We start from the raw sequence: 15,834 nt of genomic DNA, 5'->3' as shown, positions 1-15,834 counted from the left end.
TTGAGAGACCGCGACGACGGTCATAACGCCGGACGAGTCGGCCTGTGCAGTCACCGGCGACCGAACTCATCGCGTGCTTTCGAGTAGTGAAAGGTCCCGACCATGACCTCAACCGTGTCGACTCCCGCTGCCACCCTCGGGTCGCAGCGACACCGGCGTGCCCGGAGAGCGGCGCTCGGCAGCTTCGTCGGTACGGCGATCGAGTGGTACGACTTCTTCATCTACGGCACCGCAGCCGCCCTGGTGCTCGGCCACCAGTTCTTCCCCGGCTCCTCCGATCTCGCCGGCACCCTCGCCGCCTTCGCGACGCTCGCGGTGGGATTCGTCGCGCGCCCCATCGGTGGCATCGTGATGGGCCACTTCGGTGACCGGGTCGGCCGCAAGTCGATGCTCGTCGTCTCCCTGCTGCTGATGGGTTGTGCGACCGTCGGCATCGGCCTGCTGCCGAACTACGACGCGATCGGTGCGCTCGCCCCGATCCTGCTGGTGACGCTGCGCTTCGTCCAGGGCCTCGGTGTCGGCGGCGAGTGGGGTGGCGCGGTGCTCGTCGCCACCGAGAACGCGCCGGAGGGTCGCAAGGGGCTCTACGGCGCCGCGCCCCAGATCGGTGTTCCCGCAGGTGTTCTCGTGGCGAACCTCGTGTACCTGCCGCTCACCGCCTTCATGAGCGAGGACGCGTTCAACTCATGGGGCTGGCGCATCCCGTTCCTGCTCAGCTCGGTCCTGGTGCTCGTCGCGATGTGGATCCGCCTCGGCCTCGAGGAGAGCGACGAGTTCGAGGCAGCCAGGGAGTCGGAACAGCCGGGCAAGCTGCCGATCCTCGAGGTCCTGACCAGGCACTGGAAGACCGTCCTGCTCGCAGGCGGAACGTTCATCGCCACCAACGGCATCGCCTACGCGTACATGGTCTACGTACTCAAGTACGGGGAGACCGAACTCGGGTTCAGCAAGACCGCCATGCTGTTCCTGCTGATCGGTTCGTGCCCCTTCTGGATGGCGGGCATGGCCTTCAGCGCGTGGAAGTCCGACACCCTCGGACGCCGCACGGTCTACGTGCGCAGTTCGATCGCCCTCGTGATCATCGCCGCCGCGTTCTTCCCGTTGATGGACACCGCCGCGCTGCCGATCATGGCCGCCGCGATGATCGCGCTCGGGTTCGTCCTCGGCTGCTGCGCGGGACCGCAGTCCGCGCTCTTCGCCGAGCTCTTCCCCCCGGCCATCCGCTACTCGGGTGCCTCCCTCGGCTACCAGGTGGGCGCCATCCTCGGTGGCGGCCTCGCCCCGATCGTCGCCACCGCGCTGTACGCGAGCTTCGGCACATCGCTCGCGATCACCGGCTACTTCGTGCTGATCGCCCTGATCAGCCTCGCCAGCATCCTGCTGCTGAAGGTGCCGACCCCGTCCACCCGTCCGATCGAGCAGGAAGCGGTCTAGACCGATGTCGACCTATTACCAGCCCACGAAGTACCCGGCCTCGACCTTCGAGTCGATGACCGCCACCGACGACGCCCTGCCCGTCGTCGTCGTCGGTGCAGGCCCCGTCGGCATGGGGGTCGCGCTCGGACTCGCGCAGCGCGGCATCCCCGTCACCGTCCTCGAAGCGGCCGACCAGGTGTCGTTCGGCTCCCGCGCCATCTGCATCTCCCGCCACAGCCTCGAGGTCGCCGCGCGCCTCGGCTTCGGCGCCGAGTTGGAGAAGATCGTGCTGCCGTGGGTCGGCGGCCGCAGCCTGTACCGCGACCGGCAGGTGCTCCACTTCCAGATGCGCAACGCAGACCACGACGTCCGGCCGCCGATGATCAACGTCTCGCAGTCCGAGTTCGAGCAGATCATGGTCGACACAATCGAGGCGAACCCGCTGATCACCCTGCACTGGGCGGCGAGCATCGCGGGGGTGCTGCGGTCCGACGACGAGGTCACCCTCGAGGTGGACACCGTCGACGGGAAGCGGCACCTGCGGGCCCGCTGGGTGGTCGCCGCCGATGGCGGGCGCAGCCGGATGCGTGAACTCGCCGGAATCCGCATGCAGGGCAACAACTACGACGGTCGCTACGTCATCGCCGACATCCACTGGGAATCGGAACTGCCCGCGGAACGGACGGTGTGGTTCGATCCGCCGTCCAATCCGGGCTCCACGATCATCATGCACAAGCAGCCGCGCAACATCTGGCGCATCGACTACCAGCTCGATGCCTCCGAGGACGCCGAGTTCGAGACGCAGGAAGACCGCATCCGTGACCGCATCACACGGCACCTGGAGTGGCTCCGGAACGACCTGCCGTGGACACTCGAGTGGCACGGCTTCTACAGTGCCCGCGCGCTCGCACTCGAGGATTTCACCCACGGCCGCATCCTGTTCGCCGGTGACGCCGCGCACCTGGTTCCGATCTTCGGTGTCCGCGGCCTGAACTCGGGCATGGAGGACGCCGAGACCCTCGCCTGGCAGCTCGCCGCCGTCGTCAACGGCAAAGCGAATCCAGATCTGTTGCAGTCGTATTCGGTGGAGCGGCACGACGCGTGGCGGCAGAACATCGCGAACGCAGGCAAGAGCACGCTGATCATGTCGCCCGGCAGCCACGGCTACCGGACGACGCGCGACGCCATCCTTGCGCTGTCTGTGACCCGCCCCGAGTTCAGTCATCTGATCAACCCGCGTCAGTCCAGTGCCACCAACGCGCGGCTCTCACCGCTCACGTGGCCGTCTCCCGCGGAACTCTCCGGCGTGGCCCCGGGGGACCCTGTCGAGGACCGCCGCGTGGTTGCCGACGACGGTGGCGAAACGTCCCTCAACGTACTGCGTGGCACCGGTTTCGCGGTGCTTGGTGTGAACGTCGATGCCACCGCGCTGGCTTCCGCCACCGGCGCACTGGCCGGTGCGCTGGCGCCGGAGTCGGTTCGGGCGATTCTGATCGGGTCGGACAGCGCGTCGGCGTCGGTCGCTGTCGTGCCTGACGCCGACGGTGGTGTCGTCGCGGCCCTCGGCGCGCGCGACGGCGAGGTGTTCGTGATTCGCCCCGATGGTGTGCTGCTGTGCCGCATCGACGGTGTCGACCGGATCGACGACGTCGTGCGGCACCTGATCCTGGGCGACGCGCCGGCCGGTGCGTCGGTGACGGTCGACAACGGGCCTGCGATCGATCCGGCCGAGTCGCGCCGCGAGAACGTGTGGATGGGCCTGTCCGACGCGCTCGATCAGGTGAGCGAGACGGACCGCGAGGGCTTCCTCACCCGGTTGGCGCTCGTGCTCGGATCGCAGGTGGGGCGGCGTGAGTTCGAGGAGGCCGTCGCGGCCGCCACCGACCTGGCGCTCACCGTTCCGGCCGACGAGAAGGCGGGCGCCACCGTCGGTGGCTGAGTGGGCCTCGGCGACGTAGCGGCCGGTGTCGCGTTGCGGGCCAGGGTTTCCCGCCGACCCGCAACGCTCCGCGACCGGCCGAGTCAGACGACCGGGACGGTCACCGACGTCACGGCCTCCGTTTCGGGCACCTGGTTGGGGTCGTTGAGGTAGACGTTGAAGTGGTGGGTCGAGGCATCGTCGTCGGTGCGAGCGACCCGTAGACCGTTGTCACTGATGAAGGCCGCGATCCGCTCGTGTGCCTGCGGGATAACCTCGGCGAACGGACCCGTCACGATCGCGCGCACCGCGCGGCGAGCCGGGAAGTGCAGTGCGAGGAGCGGGGCTTGGACCTCGACGCCGCCAGCGGTCTCCACGAACACAGATTCGTCGACGTCGGTTTCCCGGAACTCGCCGTCGTGTTCGATGCAGCCGCTCGGACCGGTCATCGCGACCTTCTGCCGCTCGAGTTCGGGCAGGAAGCGCCTCCACAGCTGCCCTTCGGCGGCGTAGTCGGGCACTGTCCCGCGCAGCGTCACCAGCGTCTGGGAAGGGATGTCGATCAAGTGAACGTCGATGTCGGACATGGTGTTCTCCAGTTCGTCTTGGTCGAGCATGTGCTCGATGAGGGTCAGCCGATGCCGGGCCGAGGCGGCCTCGTCCACGAGTGTCTGGCGTTGCAATCGCAGCGCAGCGCGATACGCGGGAGTGCCGAAGACGGCGAGCAGGGCTCCGATGGCGGACACGCCGAACCCGATGTCACGCAGCTGCCGAATCCGGCCGGCATCACCCAATTGCTCCAGTGAATACCAGCGATATCCGCTGGCACCGTCGACCGCGGCGGGAATCAGCACGCCGCTCGCGTCGTAGTGCCGCAGCATCCGCACGCTGATCCTGCTCAACGAGGAGAAGCGGCCGATGGACATCAGCTTCGAGGGGTCGGTCACGGAAAAGAGTCTGCAGCCTCACACGATGTCAGAGTCAATCCGCCGCGGCGGTCGCCGGACAGGGGAGTGCGCGCTCCCCTTGAGTCAGTCCTTCGTTGACGCTGGATCCGCCTCGTGCTGCTACCGGTCGCCCGCGCGGCGCAACAGGTAGCGTCGCTCTCTGTCGTTGGCGGTGAGTTCCGCCGCTGCACGGAACTGCTTGCGGGCTCCTGCGCCGTCGCCGAGTTGATCGAGTAGGTGTGCCCGGACGGCTCGGGCTCGCTGTGCGACGAGTGGATCGTCCGTGATGTGGTGGGTTCGATCGATTTCGTCGAGAAGTGCGATGCCCCTACGTGGACCGAAGGCGTGTGCGACGGCGACGACGCGACCGAGTCGGACAGGTGCGGTGGGCTGCAACCGTTCGAGCCACAGGTACAGCGCGGCGATCTGGGGCCAATCCGTCTCGGCGGCAGTCTTCGCCTGTGTGTGAGTCGAGGCAATTGCGGCTTGAAGTTGATACGGCCCAACATGGTTGTGCGCCCAGGCCTGTTCGATCAGCCGAGTGCCCTCGACGGTCAGTCGTGTGTCCCACCGGAAACGATCCTGCTCTGCGAGTGGGACGAGTTCATCGTCGGTGTCGGTGCGAGCAGTTCGTCTCGCCTCGGTCGACAGCATCAGAGATAGCAGACCGATCGCCTCGGGATCGTCGGGCACTTGCGTACACAGCATCCGCGTCAGCCGTATCGCCTCCGCCGTGAGATCGGCACGCGAGAGTTCGTCACCGGCGCTGGCGGTGTACCCCTCGTTGAAGACGAGGTAGAGCACGCGCATGACCGTTGCCGTCCGTGCCGCGAGATCCTCGTCGGCACGAATCTCGAACCGGGCTCTGGCCCGCTTCAGTGTCTGTTTGGCGCGGCTGATCCGTGTCCCCATCGTGGCCTCGGTTGTGCCGTAGGCGTGCGCGATCTCGGCCGTGGTCAAGCCGCCGACTGCCCGGAGTGTCAGAGCGACCTGGGAGGTCTCGCCGAGTGCCGGGTGACAGCACAGGAACAAAAGGTGCAGGCTGTCGTCGCACTCGTCGAGGACGGGCCCCGTCTGATCGGCGTCGACGTGCACGGCGGCGCTGTACGCGAACTCCTCCTCACGACGCCGGGATGCCTGCTCAGAGCGGATGAGGTCGATCATCTTCCGGTAGCCGACGCGGATCAGCCAGCTGCGCGGCTCCTCGGGGACGGTGGCCGCTGTCCACGTGCGACTGGCCGCGAGGAGGGCTTCCTGTGTGGCGTCCTCGGCCAGAGCAAATCTGCCGAACCGGCGCACCAGCGCACCGAGTACGTGTGGCGTCTCGGCGCGCAGCACATCCTCGATACGCCGATTTCCGGTTCGCACCTCAGCGGCCGGATGGTCCATCAGGCGAAGTCATCGCCCATTATCGGTCGGATCTCCATCGGCTCACCGAGGACATCGACCATTCGCGCGACGATGTCGTGGGCGCGCTCGAGGCTCGAGCACTCGATGATTGCGAAGCTGGCGAGTACCTCCTTCAACTCGGCGTAGGGTCCGTCCGTGGCGATGACACCACCATCCGTCTTCCGGACGGTGGTCGACACGGCCGGGTGGCCCAGGCCCTCGCTCAGGACGAACTCGCCGGTCTCCCGAAGTTCTGCCTCGAACTTCTGATAGGCGGCGAACGCGGCCAACGCGTCGTCGCTGGGGGTGTCGGCGGTCTCGGCGTCCCAGGAATCCGCGGGGGTGTAGCTCAGTAGCAGAAACTTCATCGCATTCCTCCGTGGCTCGTTTGCTTTGTCAGCCTATGTGTTTCACTGCGCGCGGCGCAGGGCGAGCGAGTACACCGTGACCCATGTGAACGCGACCAGGCCGGTCGCCGCGATCTGGAGACTCGCCTCCGACGGAGACACCGGCAACAGCATCACGAGGGCCGTGATCCCGTGGCCGACCGCAGCCCTCATGTGCCTGGCGCGGAGCGCACGGATCAGCAGCGTGATGCACGCCGCGGCGAGTGCGACGAACGACAGGATCGCTGCGGCGGAGTGGACGACGGCGTGCCAGGACATGTCCACCGCGCCTGCGGGTGCCCCGATGGGGAACCCGTTCTGGGGATCCATCGGAAAGCATCCGGCGACAGCGAAAGCCGCTCCGAAGATGCCGAGGAACACTGGCGCGACGCGCGAGCCCACACCGTCTGTCACCACGCGGCCCTGCGCGACCGCGAGGCCGAGGACGCCCAGTCCTGCCAGCACGAAGGTGACCGCATGAATCCAACCGAGGTCGCCGGTCGCCAGCTGGCTGAGGGGGTGGACGCGAAGGTCGAAGCCGTCCCGGGTCAGTGCCTGCACCGTGGACGAGATGTAGAACAGCGGACCGACGATCGCGGCGGCGGTGAGCAGGTGCCGTGTCTGCTCGGCCGATCGATGCGTCGCGTGCCCGTGAAGTGCCGTGGTGGCCATGATGTCCTCCGGTCGTCGTGTCCGTCCGTCCGGATTCGGACGGCTTTCACGGACACCACGGAGCCGGGATCGCTCCTTCGACATCACCGGACGGGAAACCGGCGAAGATTCTTTGGTTCGGATGTCGAGAATCGGACCGCGGCTCCGAGGTCCCCACGAGAGCAGCCACTGCGACGCTGCTCCGAACCGGAGAAGGAGCACACCATGAGCGACACCACTACCAGCGGCAGCGACGTCGGCCGGAACGAGCCGCCGCTGCCCAGCGACCGGGTTCGAGCGCTCGACCGGCTCGTCGGTACCTGGGCGGTGACCGGGGGAGCGGAGGGCACCGTGCGGTACGAGTGGATGCCGGGCGGGCACTTCCTCGTCCAGCACGTCGAACTCGAGCAGTACGGCGAGTGCGTCGACGGGTTCGAGGTGATCGGACACCTGCATCCGTTCGGGGAGCCGATCGGTGACGAGATCGTCTCCCGGTTCTACGACTCGGCAGGAAACACCTTCGACTACGTCTACGAACTGGAAGGCGACGTGCTCACCATCTGGGCCGGCGCGCAGGGGAGCCCGGCGTACTTCCGCGGCAGCTTCGCGGACGGTGATCGAACGATGACGGGTGACTGGGTCTACCCGGGTGGGGGCGGATACACGTCCACGATGACGCGCCGGTAGTTGCCGGGGCGCGGAGGCCGGTTGCCGCCGACCTCCCGCCCCGCCGCGTCCGTCAGCGCAGCAGTAGCGCTCCCAGCCGGCGGGCCGCGGCCATGACCGCCTCGCCCAGCTTCTGCTCGTCCGAGGAATCGAACACCGAGAGACCGATGCTGACGAGGTCGGACGGGCGGCGATTGGGCACTGCCGCCGAGATGCCGGTGACCGAATGAGTGACCTCCCCCGACGTCACCGCGAATCCGCGTTCGCGTGCTCGGGTGACCTCCGGGCGCTCTCCATCACGCGGAGGTAGCGCCGCGAGCATCGCCAGCCCCGCCGACCCGCGGTTGATCGGGTCGACCTGGCCGGCATTGAAGCCGACGTGGGCGCGCGAGTTCCGTGGCTCGATGACCATCAGCGCGCGTACCGAATCCTCGCCTTCGCGTACTGCGAGGTGCGCGGTGGCCTCGACCGTCTCGGCGAGTTCTTCGAGCACGGGCCGTGCGAGTTCCCTCAGGTCCTGCTCCACCGCACTCGCGAGCGAGACGAGTCCCGAGCCGAGCAGGATGCGCTTGTTCTCGGTGCGCCGGCACAGGCGGTGCGCGTCGAGTGTGCGCACGAGGCGGTCCGCGACCGTCCGGTGGACACCGATTCCGTCCGCGATCTCGGTGATGGTCAGTCCGTACTTGTGCTGGGTGAGCAGTTCGAGGATCTCCAGCCCGTTGTGCAGGGTTTTCGACATCCGCGAATCGAGTTGAACGCCGCTCGAAATCCCCGGGTTGTCGTGCTTTTCCTCATCGGATCGGGCCGATGGCATGGATCCCTCCCTTGACGTGTGTGAGGCGAGCCACCTAAAGTTCACCTTAATCGCACTATGCGTTCGATTATCGCACACATGGCGAGGCGGTGCAATCCCGATCGGGATGTGCCGGAGAGTGATCGAGGAGTCCGTCATGACAAGGATCGAGGCCCGCGCCGACGTCGGCGCGACGGTGGTCGTGGAGATCCACCAGCTGTACGGCCGGCAGAGCCATCTCATCGACCAGGGGCGCGCGGCCGAATGGTCGGCAACCTTCACCGCCGACGGCGAGTTCCACTCGCCCAGCTACCCGGCCCCGGTCGTGGGGACGGACGCGCTCACCGAGTTCGCCGACGCGTTCTTCACGAACGCCTCCGCGGCGGGTGAGGCACACCGCCACGTGCTCACCAACATCGCCGTCGACCAGGTCGGCGACGACGAACTCGAGGTCAACGCCTACCTGCAGATCATTGCAACTCCGTCAGGTGGCGATTCCCGCCTCGTGCGGTTCACCACCGTCACCGACCGCGTGGTGCGAGTAGGCGGGCGGTGGCGCATCGCGCGCCGCGTCGTCCGCCGCGACGATCAGGCCCGACCGGCCTGATCCCTCGAGACTCGGCCGACGAGTATCTCGAATTTATTGCAGAACATCGTTTTTGGAGGAACCCCGATCATGACCGAAACCGCTGACGCCCAGAATCCCGGCCGCACCGACACCTCGCAGATGAGCGCCCTCTACCCGGAGATGGCCGGCAAGGTCGCCATCGTCACCGGCGCCGCTCGCGGCATGGGCGCGGCCTTCGCGGCCGGTCTCGCCACCCGCGGCGTCAACGTCCTCGGCGCCGACATCAACGAAGACCTAATGGTGGCCACCGCGGACGAGATCACCACCACGCTCGCCGCGAACTCGCTCGCCGCAACTCCTGGCCGCGTCGTCGGCGCGCGCATCGACGTCACCAAGGCAGACGACCACGAGGCCCTCGCGCAGATCGCGTTGAAGGAGTTCGGCCGCATCGACTTCTGGATCAACAACGCCGGCATCTTCCCGTTCGGGCTCGTGGAGGACATCTCGCCCGAGCAGATCTCCGCCGTGCTCGACGTCAACGTCGAGGGCGTGCTGTTCGGCGCTCAGGCCGCGGCCCGGCACATGGTGCCCGGCGGCGCGATCGTCAACATGTCGTCGGTCTCCGCCGTACGCAACCGCCGTGGCCGCGCCGCCTACTGCACGTCCAAGGCGGCTGTCGCGCACCTGACCCAGTCGCTTGCGGTCGAGCTGGGAGACAAGGGAATCCGCGTCAACGCGATCGCCCCCGGGTACATCGACACCGAGATGACCCGCTGGGTCCAGGAAGACCCCGTCGCACTGGCGAACGCCCTGGACTCCGTGCCGCTGCACCGGCTGGGTTCGCCCGAGGAGGTCTTCGGTCCGATGCTGTTCCTGCTGTCGGACAGTGCCCGCTACGTCACCGGTCACTCCATCGCCGTCGACGGCGGTTCGCGCCATGTCTGAGTCCACTCCCGAAGGGGTCGGCTACCCGAACGTCGTCCTGGTCACCGGCGCCGCAGGCGGTATGGGCGCCAATCATGCGAAAGCGCTTGCCGCGCAGGGTGTGCACGTGTGCGTCGCCGACGTCGCGGACACGTCCGCGGTGATGTCGGAGATCGAGGCCGCGGGCGGCAGTGCGTCGGCGCACCGCCTCGACGTCGCAGACTCGGCCGCGTGGACCGAAGTGATCGACGAGATCCGTTCCACCAAGGGTGAACTCGGTGGTCTTGTCAACAATGCCGGCATCAGTCGTCGGCGCGAGTTCATGGACACCCCGGACGACATCTGGGAACTGACCATGCGGATCAACCTGTTCGGGCCGTTCTACGGGATGAAGGCCGTCGCGCCGCTGATGCGGGAGAGCGGCGGCGGATCGATCGTGAACATCTCGTCGATCTCCGGGCAGGTCGGATACTTCTCACCGGCGTACGCGTCGAGCAAGTGGGGCCTGACCGGGCTGTCGAAGTCGGCGGCCGGACAGTTCGCGCAGTGGGGCATCCGGGTGAACTCCGTCCACCCCGGACTGGTGGGCACGGCGCTCGTCGGAGGAGCGGATGCGTTCGTCAAGGCCTCGCTGGAGAGCATTCCGGCGGGACGCATGGGCACCGTCGACGAGATCACGAACGCGGTGCTGTTCCTGCTGTCCGATCGGTCCACGTACATCAACGGCAGTGAGATGACGGTCGACGGCGGCCTGGTGTCCAACGGGCTGTACCACCGCATCCTCGCCGAAACGGGAGGAGTCCTCTCATGAGCGAAGACACCTGGGACGTCGTCGTCATCGGCGGTGGCGGTGCGGGGCTCGCGGCCGCGGTGTCCGCGGCCGAGCTGGGCGCATCGGTGCTGCTGTTCGAGTCACAGACCGAACTGGGCGGCTCGACGCAGCTGTCGGCGGGACTGTTCACCGCCGCAGGAACGAGCGTCCAGCGTGGCCTCGGTATCGAGGACTCCGCGGAGAAGTTCTTCCAGCACTACATGGACCTCAACCACTGGATGCTCAAGCCGGGCTTGGTCCGGGCGTTCTGCGAGAACGCCGGTCCCACCCTCGAATGGCTTCTCGACCTGGGTGTCGAGATCCCGGCCCGGGAGTCGGCCAACGCGCACATGCCGGGCCTGGCCCAGGCGGGCGTCGAGGACGTCTGGCGTGGTCACGTGCCCAAGGATCAGGGCTACGGCCTGGTGCAGGTGCTCGACAAGGCCCGCCGTGAGCGGGGCGTCGAGGTGGTCGTGAACACCCGGGTGCAGTCGCTGCTCGTCGAGGGCGGCCGCGTCGCCGGTGTCGTCGCCGACGACATCGAGGTCCGTGCGTCGTCGGTGGTGATCGCCAGCGGCGGGTTCGCACAGAACAAGGACCTGGTCGACCGGCTGTACCCGGATGCGAACAAGGGCGGAGACTCCCTCTTCGTCGTGGCCGCGCCGGGCAGCCAGGGCGACCACCTGGCCTTCGGTGAGCAGGTCGGCGCGGCCGTTGCAGGCGAGGGCTGGGGACTGATGCTCCCGACGGTCTACTTCCAGCGCCACCACCACTGGCAGTCGGGCTTCCCGCCCAAGTCGCGCATCTACGTCAACGGCGCTGGGCGTCGATTCATGGACGAGGACGCGTCGTATGCGGTGTCCACCGGCATCATCGATGCGCAGGAGGGTGGCGCCTGGGTTGTGTTCGACGAAAAGGCCAGACTGAATCTCCCTGCGGGATATACTGATTGGGTTCCCGAGCGGGTTCAGGACGAGGCCGACGCCGGGCGCACTCTCCGAGCGGACACGCTCGTGGGTCTCGCCGCCGCGATGGACGTCCCCGCCGATGCACTCGAGTCGGCCGTCGCGCGGTGGAACGATCAACTCCCGAACGGGGTCGACGACGACTTCCTGCGTCATCGGACCCTCTCGAACAAGGGGTCGACCGCACATCCGGATCCGATCGACCAGGGCCCGTTCTACGCGGCCCGGTTGCTGCCCGCCGAACTCGTGTGCACGCATGCGGGCGTCGAGATCGACGGCAACGCATCGGTATTGGATCGGACCGGACGTCCGGTCGACGGACTGTTCGCGGCCGGCGAGGCCGGAGCCGGCATCCTCGGCCTCCGGTACGTGGGTGGCGGCAACGCCGTGGCGAACGCCCTCACGATGGGCCGGATCGCAGGAATAGGCGCTGCGCGCACCGCACGCGGCGAGTCGACGACATCGACGGCACTGACAACAGCAGGAAACTGACACCGAGCGTGTTGCGTACCAGACACTCACAAAGGACCATCCATGACAACGAACGACATTGTGGAGCCCGCGGTTCGTAACTCCGGGCCCGCCCGAGGACCGGATCCCGTGCAGACCGAGACCCAGCCGAAGCAGTCCACCGTGAAGGTGGTGCGCGCCGCCATCGTCGGCACCGTCGTCGAGTACTACGACTTCGGTATCTACGGCTACATGGCGACGATCATCGCGTCCCTGTTCTTCGTCTCGGAGAACGACACCGCCGCCCTGCTCGGCACGTTCGCGACGTTCGCCGTCGCGTTCTTCCTGCGGGTGCCCGGTGGCATCTTCTTCGGGCACATCGGCGACAAGTACGGCCGCAAGAACGCCCTGTCCTGGACCATCCTGCTCATGGTCGTCGCGACGGCGGCAATGGGCATGATGCCCACCTACGTCACGCTCGGTGTGTGGGCGACGGCGATCCTGGTGCTGGCGCGCTGCCTGCAGGGCTTCGCGGCCGGCGGTGAGCTCGGCGGTGCCAACGCGTTCGTGTCGGAGTCCGCGCCGGCCCGGTGGCGTGCCTTCCAGACGTCGATGGTCAATTCGGGAACCTACATCGGCTCCTTGGTCGCATCACTGACCGCGCTGGCACTGACCTCGGTCTTCACGCACGACCAGATCATGTCGTGGGCGTGGCGTATCCCGTTCCTGCTCTCGGTCGTCATCGGTGTCGTCGGCATCTGGATCCGGAACCACATGGAGGACACCCCGCAGTTCAAGGAACTCGAGGACAAGGGCGAGACCGCGAAGGTGCCCGTCAAGGAACTGCTGACCACCTCGGGCTCGTCGCTCGTCAAGATCATCTTCCTCGGTGCGCTCATCACCGGTGGCTACTACATCGCCTCGGTGTACGCGGCCACCTACCTGCAGAAGGCCGGCGGACAGTCGTCGACGGTCGCATTCCTGTCCACGTCGTTGGCACTGGTCCTCGGTGTCATCACGCTCCCGATCGCGGGCTACCTCGCCGACAAGTACGGCCGCAAGCCCGTGCTGTTCACCGGCACCATCGCCGCGGTCGTGCTGGGTGTCCCGATGTTCATGCTCATGGCGGGCGGCAGCATCTGGCAGGCGATCCTCGGACAGTCGGTCCTGTTCATCGCGGTGTCGGTGGTCAACGGTGCGTCCTACGTGACGTACGTCGAGATGCTCAAGGCATCGGTCCGCTACAGCGGACTCGCGCTGGGCAACAACATCACCAACATGGCTCTCGGTGGCACGGCCCCGTTCATCGCGACGTGGCTGATCGACGTCACCGGAAACAACCTCGCGCCGGCCTTCTACTTCGTGTTCTGCGCGCTGCTCACCCTCGGCGCGATCTTCTTCGTCAAGGAGACGAAGGGCATCGAACTGCGGGTCGACTAGACACCCGAACCGACCACGGGCCCCGGCGACAACGGCGTCGCCGGGGCCCGTTCGTACTGAGAGGAGCACCCATGTCGCTGAGCGACAAGCAGGAGATCACCGAGGTCCTGTACCGCTACGCACGGGCGGTGGATCGCAAGGACTTCGACCGCGTGGCCGAGTGCTACTTTCCCGACGCGATCGACAACCACGGCGGCTACGTCGGCAAGGTGGACGGTCTGATCGAGGACATGAAGTCCCGGCACGCCACCATCGACTCGTCGCTGCACTACGTCACCAACGTCCTGATCGACCTCCACGGTGACACGGCGAACGTCGAGTCGTACTGCCTGTGCTATCTGCGGCAGGCGCCGCAGGTTCCGGGCGGCCCGCAGTCGCGGGCCACCATCAAGTGCCGCTACGTCGACCGGTTCGAACGGCGCGACGGGCAGTGGCGCATCGCGGACCGCATCGTCGTGTTCGACGAGTCCGTGACCGAGGAGATCGTCGACGGCCTCGACGCCGCCTGGGTCCGGTCCCGCCGGTCTCTCGATGACCCGGTGTTCACCGGGAAGCCGTGACCGGCGTCGGCGCCTGCCGTCCTACTCCTTCGAGTAGTCCGTGCTCAGCCACTTCTGGGGCCGCATCCGGATCAGGATCGATCGTGGCGTGACGTTCTGCGCCGTGAACGCCGTGCCCTCCTCCTCGCCGAGATATCGCACCGCGATCGCGGCGGCCTGATCCGCGGTGATCGGTTCGATCGTGGTGATCGGGCCCTCGGCGGTGACGTACTTGTACGGCACCTGCTCCACCTGTGCGGTGATGGCGAACCGCCCGGCGGCCTTCAGCAGGTCGTGCTTGACGGTGTCGGTCTCGGTCCACAGCAGTACATCGCCGCCCGGTTCGTACCCGTACCAGATGGGTACCGCGAGCGGTGCCCGGTCGGGTCTCTCGACCGCGATCACCCCGACATGTGGCTCGGCGAGGAAGGTCTGACGCTCCGCGGTAGTCATCGTCGGCATCGCACGATCCTTTCGGTTGGGGTCGTCTTTGGCGACAACGACGAGTGTGGCCGAGGTGTTCCCGGCCACACTCGCGAAACAGGGTGAGGGGAACCCAGTGCCGGTCAGACCGGCAATGGGTTCCCCTCACCCGTGTGCTCACGTCCGCACGAAGGCGGACGTCGTCACACGATCTCGTCGAGATCGACGCCCTTCGTCTCCTTGCTGAAGAGCAGGGCGGTCACGGTGATCGCCATGGTGACCACCAGGTACCCGATGACGGTGCCGACACCGTGGTTCTCGATCAGCCACACGGCGATGAACGGTGCGGGTGCGCCTGCGATGATCGACGAGCCCTGGAACACCAGTGACGAGCCCGCGTAGCGGTACCGGGTCGGGAACAGTTCGGTGATCCAGGCGGCTTCCGGTCCGGCGAGCATGCCGTGGAAGAAGGCGCCGACGCAGACGCCGATCCAGAGCATCGACAGGCTCTGCTGCTGGACGAGCCAGAAGAACACGGGCGCCCAGACCACGAGGATCACCGCGGGCACGAGCATCGCGGTCCGCCGACCGACCCGGTCGGACCAGGCGCCGCCGCCGATCATGCCGACGAACTGGAACAGCGAGGCGAAGGTGACGGCCAGGATGACGTCGCCGCGGTGGAAGTCCTGGTACGTCGTGGCGTAGGCGATGACGAAGACCGTGTAGACGTAGAACGCGATGTTCTCGCCCAGTCGCATCCCGAGGCCGATCAGCACCGCGCGCGGACGGGAGAGGGCCTCGAGAATGCTCGACCGCTCCTGCGCCGCAGGGTTCTTCGCCGCCTGCTCCTGCGCGGCCTTGAAGACGGGGGACTCCTCGACGCCACGCCGCACCCAGTAGCCGACGATCAGCAGCGGGATCGCGAACAGGAATGCGACACGCCAGCCCCACTGGTCGAACGCGTCGTCGCTGAGCAGCAGGCCGAGCGTCGAGACGACGACGGTCGCGAGGACGGTGCCCATCGGGGCTCCCGCCTGCGGCCAGGATGCCCAGAATCCGCGCTTGCGCGGTTCGCCGTACTCGCTGACGAGCAGCACCGCCGCGCCGAATTCGCCGCCGAGCGCGAATCCCTGGATCATGCGGAGGACGACGAGTGCGACCGTCGCCCAGATGCCGATCTGGTCGTAGGTGGGCAGCAGGCCGATCGCCGCGGTCGCGACACCGAGCATCGAGAACGTCGCCACCAGCATCGGTTTGCGACCGAACTTGTCACCGAGATGGCCGAAGACGATGCCGCCGAGCGGCCGGGCGACGAAGCCGAGGCCCTGTGTGGCGAGCGCGAGCAGCAGCTTCGCGACGCCGCTGTCGCCGGGGAAGAACAGCGGACCGAGCACGGTCGCGGCGAGGATGCCGTAGATCGCGAAGTCGTACCACTCGAGCACGGCACCGGCCATGCTGCCGGTGAGAACCCGCTTGAAGCTGGAGCGGGTCGGCGTGGTGGTACCGGCCGCCCCGGCAGGTGGCGAGAGGGTGGGTGATCCCATGACG

At 67.2% G+C, this 15,834-nt stretch carries 16 protein-coding genes; 9 read left to right on the top strand and 7 right to left on the bottom strand.

The features are described 5' to 3' along the window. Positions 1-102 precede the first annotated feature (102 nt). Positions 103-1,434, top strand: a complete 1,332-nt coding sequence (locus RHCRD62_RS07745) for an MFS transporter (protein WP_050064113.1) — start codon at positions 103-105, stop codon at positions 1,432-1,434. 4 nt (positions 1,435-1,438) lie between these two features. After that, on the top strand, positions 1,439-3,355 hold the full coding sequence (locus RHCRD62_RS07740; protein WP_050064112.1) for an FAD-dependent monooxygenase: 1,917 nt from the start codon (positions 1,439-1,441) through the stop codon (positions 3,353-3,355). A gap of 83 nt (positions 3,356-3,438) precedes the next feature. Here RHCRD62_RS07740 and RHCRD62_RS07735 read toward each other — a convergent pair whose 3' ends face one another. The 4 genes from RHCRD62_RS07735 to RHCRD62_RS07720 form a co-directional block, all read right to left on the bottom strand. After that, the gene (locus RHCRD62_RS07735) at positions 3,439-4,281 is read right to left on the bottom strand and encodes a MerR family transcriptional regulator (protein ID WP_050064111.1); all 843 of its coding nucleotides are present in this window, start codon (positions 4,279-4,281) and stop codon (positions 3,439-3,441) included. A gap of 120 nt (positions 4,282-4,401) precedes the next feature. Further along, complete coding sequence (locus RHCRD62_RS07730) at positions 4,402-5,670, bottom strand: RNA polymerase sigma factor (RefSeq protein ID WP_050064110.1); 1,269 nt, start codon at positions 5,668-5,670, stop codon at positions 4,402-4,404. Continuing rightward, positions 5,670-6,038: a YciI family protein gene (locus tag RHCRD62_RS07725; RefSeq protein ID WP_050064109.1), complete on the bottom strand. Its 369-nt coding sequence runs from the start codon at positions 6,036-6,038 to the stop codon at positions 5,670-5,672. The genes RHCRD62_RS07730 and RHCRD62_RS07725 overlap by 1 nt, the downstream gene beginning before the upstream one ends. A 42-nt stretch (positions 6,039-6,080) precedes the next feature. After that, entirely contained in the window at positions 6,081-6,728 is a 648-nt protein-coding gene (locus tag RHCRD62_RS07720) for a DUF998 domain-containing protein (protein ID WP_050064524.1), read from the bottom strand. A gap of 204 nt (positions 6,729-6,932) precedes the next feature. On the opposite strand from RHCRD62_RS07720, the gene RHCRD62_RS07715 reads away from it, so the two are divergent. After that, positions 6,933-7,394, top strand: a complete 462-nt coding sequence (locus RHCRD62_RS07715) for a hypothetical protein (RefSeq protein WP_050064108.1) — start codon at positions 6,933-6,935, stop codon at positions 7,392-7,394. Positions 7,395-7,446: 52 nt separating this feature from the next. Here RHCRD62_RS07715 and RHCRD62_RS07710 read toward each other — a convergent pair whose 3' ends face one another. Continuing rightward, positions 7,447-8,112 carry an IclR family transcriptional regulator gene (locus RHCRD62_RS07710; protein ID WP_253277239.1) on the bottom strand — a complete coding sequence of 222 codons (666 nt, stop codon included), beginning with the start codon at positions 8,110-8,112 and terminating at the stop codon, positions 7,447-7,449. Positions 8,113-8,323: 211 nt separating this feature from the next. On the opposite strand from RHCRD62_RS07710, the gene RHCRD62_RS07705 reads away from it, so the two are divergent. The 6 genes from RHCRD62_RS07705 (at position 8,324) to RHCRD62_RS07680 (ending at position 13,884) form a co-directional block, all read left to right on the top strand. Beyond that, on the top strand, positions 8,324-8,773 hold the full coding sequence (locus RHCRD62_RS07705) for a nuclear transport factor 2 family protein (protein ID WP_050064523.1): 450 nt from the start codon (positions 8,324-8,326) through the stop codon (positions 8,771-8,773). 69 nt (positions 8,774-8,842) lie between these two features. Next, entirely contained in the window at positions 8,843-9,679 is an 837-nt protein-coding gene (locus RHCRD62_RS07700) for an SDR family NAD(P)-dependent oxidoreductase (RefSeq protein WP_050064106.1), read from the top strand. Then, positions 9,672-10,469, top strand: a complete 798-nt coding sequence (locus RHCRD62_RS07695; RefSeq protein WP_050064105.1) for an SDR family NAD(P)-dependent oxidoreductase — start codon at positions 9,672-9,674, stop codon at positions 10,467-10,469. Before RHCRD62_RS07700 ends, RHCRD62_RS07695 begins: the two co-directional genes overlap by 8 nt. Beyond that, entirely contained in the window at positions 10,466-11,926 is a 1,461-nt protein-coding gene (locus RHCRD62_RS07690; protein WP_050064104.1) for an FAD-dependent oxidoreductase, read from the top strand. The genes RHCRD62_RS07695 and RHCRD62_RS07690 overlap by 4 nt, the downstream gene beginning before the upstream one ends. Before the next feature lie 42 nt (positions 11,927-11,968). Then, positions 11,969-13,324, top strand: a complete 1,356-nt coding sequence (locus RHCRD62_RS07685) for an MFS transporter (RefSeq protein ID WP_253277238.1) — start codon at positions 11,969-11,971, stop codon at positions 13,322-13,324. A gap of 71 nt (positions 13,325-13,395) precedes the next feature. Beyond that, positions 13,396-13,884, top strand: a complete 489-nt coding sequence (locus RHCRD62_RS07680) for a nuclear transport factor 2 family protein (protein ID WP_050064102.1) — start codon at positions 13,396-13,398, stop codon at positions 13,882-13,884. Positions 13,885-13,905: 21 nt separating this feature from the next. Here RHCRD62_RS07680 and RHCRD62_RS07675 read toward each other — a convergent pair whose 3' ends face one another. Beyond that, positions 13,906-14,325: a pyridoxamine 5'-phosphate oxidase family protein gene (locus RHCRD62_RS07675; RefSeq protein ID WP_172671025.1), complete on the bottom strand. Its 420-nt coding sequence runs from the start codon at positions 14,323-14,325 to the stop codon at positions 13,906-13,908. A 164-nt stretch (positions 14,326-14,489) separates the two neighbouring features. Further along, the gene (locus RHCRD62_RS07670; RefSeq protein ID WP_050064101.1) at positions 14,490-15,830 is read right to left on the bottom strand and encodes an MFS transporter; all 1,341 of its coding nucleotides are present in this window, start codon (positions 15,828-15,830) and stop codon (positions 14,490-14,492) included. Between the last annotated feature and the right edge of the window lie 4 nt (positions 15,831-15,834).

The organism is Rhodococcus sp. RD6.2 (assembly GCF_001040705.1).
Taxonomy (GTDB): Bacteria; Actinomycetota; Actinomycetes; order Mycobacteriales; family Mycobacteriaceae; genus Rhodococcus_G.
Note: the sequence above shows the minus strand (reverse complement) of the source record. Positions and strands in the feature narration are given on the sequence as shown.

Excerpts from the sequence above, each read along its gene's own strand:
- RHCRD62_RS07740 (WP_050064112.1), top strand. The coding sequence starts at position 1,439 with ATGTCGACCTATTACCAGCCCACGAAGTACCCGGCCTCGACCTTCGAG.
- RHCRD62_RS07680 (WP_050064102.1), top strand. The coding sequence starts at position 13,396 with ATGTCGCTGAGCGACAAGCAGGAGATCACCGAGGTCCTGTACCGCTAC.
- RHCRD62_RS07675 (WP_172671025.1), bottom strand. The coding sequence starts at position 14,325 with ATGCCGACGATGACTACCGCGGAGCGTCAGACCTTCCTCGCCGAGCCA.
- RHCRD62_RS07745 (WP_050064113.1), top strand. The coding sequence starts at position 103 with ATGACCTCAACCGTGTCGACTCCCGCTGCCACCCTCGGGTCGCAGCGA.
- RHCRD62_RS07715 (WP_050064108.1), top strand. The coding sequence starts at position 6,933 with ATGAGCGACACCACTACCAGCGGCAGCGACGTCGGCCGGAACGAGCCG.
- RHCRD62_RS07670 (WP_050064101.1), bottom strand. The coding sequence starts at position 15,830 with ATGGGATCACCCACCCTCTCGCCACCTGCCGGGGCGGCCGGTACCACC.
- RHCRD62_RS07730 (WP_050064110.1), bottom strand. The coding sequence starts at position 5,670 with ATGGACCATCCGGCCGCTGAGGTGCGAACCGGAAATCGGCGTATCGAG.
- RHCRD62_RS07710 (WP_253277239.1), bottom strand. The coding sequence starts at position 8,112 with ATGTCGAAAACCCTGCACAACGGGCTGGAGATCCTCGAACTGCTCACC.
- RHCRD62_RS07705 (WP_050064523.1), top strand. The coding sequence starts at position 8,324 with ATGACAAGGATCGAGGCCCGCGCCGACGTCGGCGCGACGGTGGTCGTG.
- RHCRD62_RS07695 (WP_050064105.1), top strand. The coding sequence starts at position 9,672 with ATGTCTGAGTCCACTCCCGAAGGGGTCGGCTACCCGAACGTCGTCCTG.
- RHCRD62_RS07685 (WP_253277238.1), top strand. The coding sequence starts at position 11,969 with ATGACAACGAACGACATTGTGGAGCCCGCGGTTCGTAACTCCGGGCCC.
- RHCRD62_RS07690 (WP_050064104.1), top strand. The coding sequence starts at position 10,466 with ATGAGCGAAGACACCTGGGACGTCGTCGTCATCGGCGGTGGCGGTGCG.
- RHCRD62_RS07725 (WP_050064109.1), bottom strand. The coding sequence starts at position 6,038 with ATGAAGTTTCTGCTACTGAGCTACACCCCCGCGGATTCCTGGGACGCC.
- RHCRD62_RS07700 (WP_050064106.1), top strand. The coding sequence starts at position 8,843 with ATGACCGAAACCGCTGACGCCCAGAATCCCGGCCGCACCGACACCTCG.
- RHCRD62_RS07720 (WP_050064524.1), bottom strand. The coding sequence starts at position 6,728 with ATGGCCACCACGGCACTTCACGGGCACGCGACGCATCGATCGGCCGAG.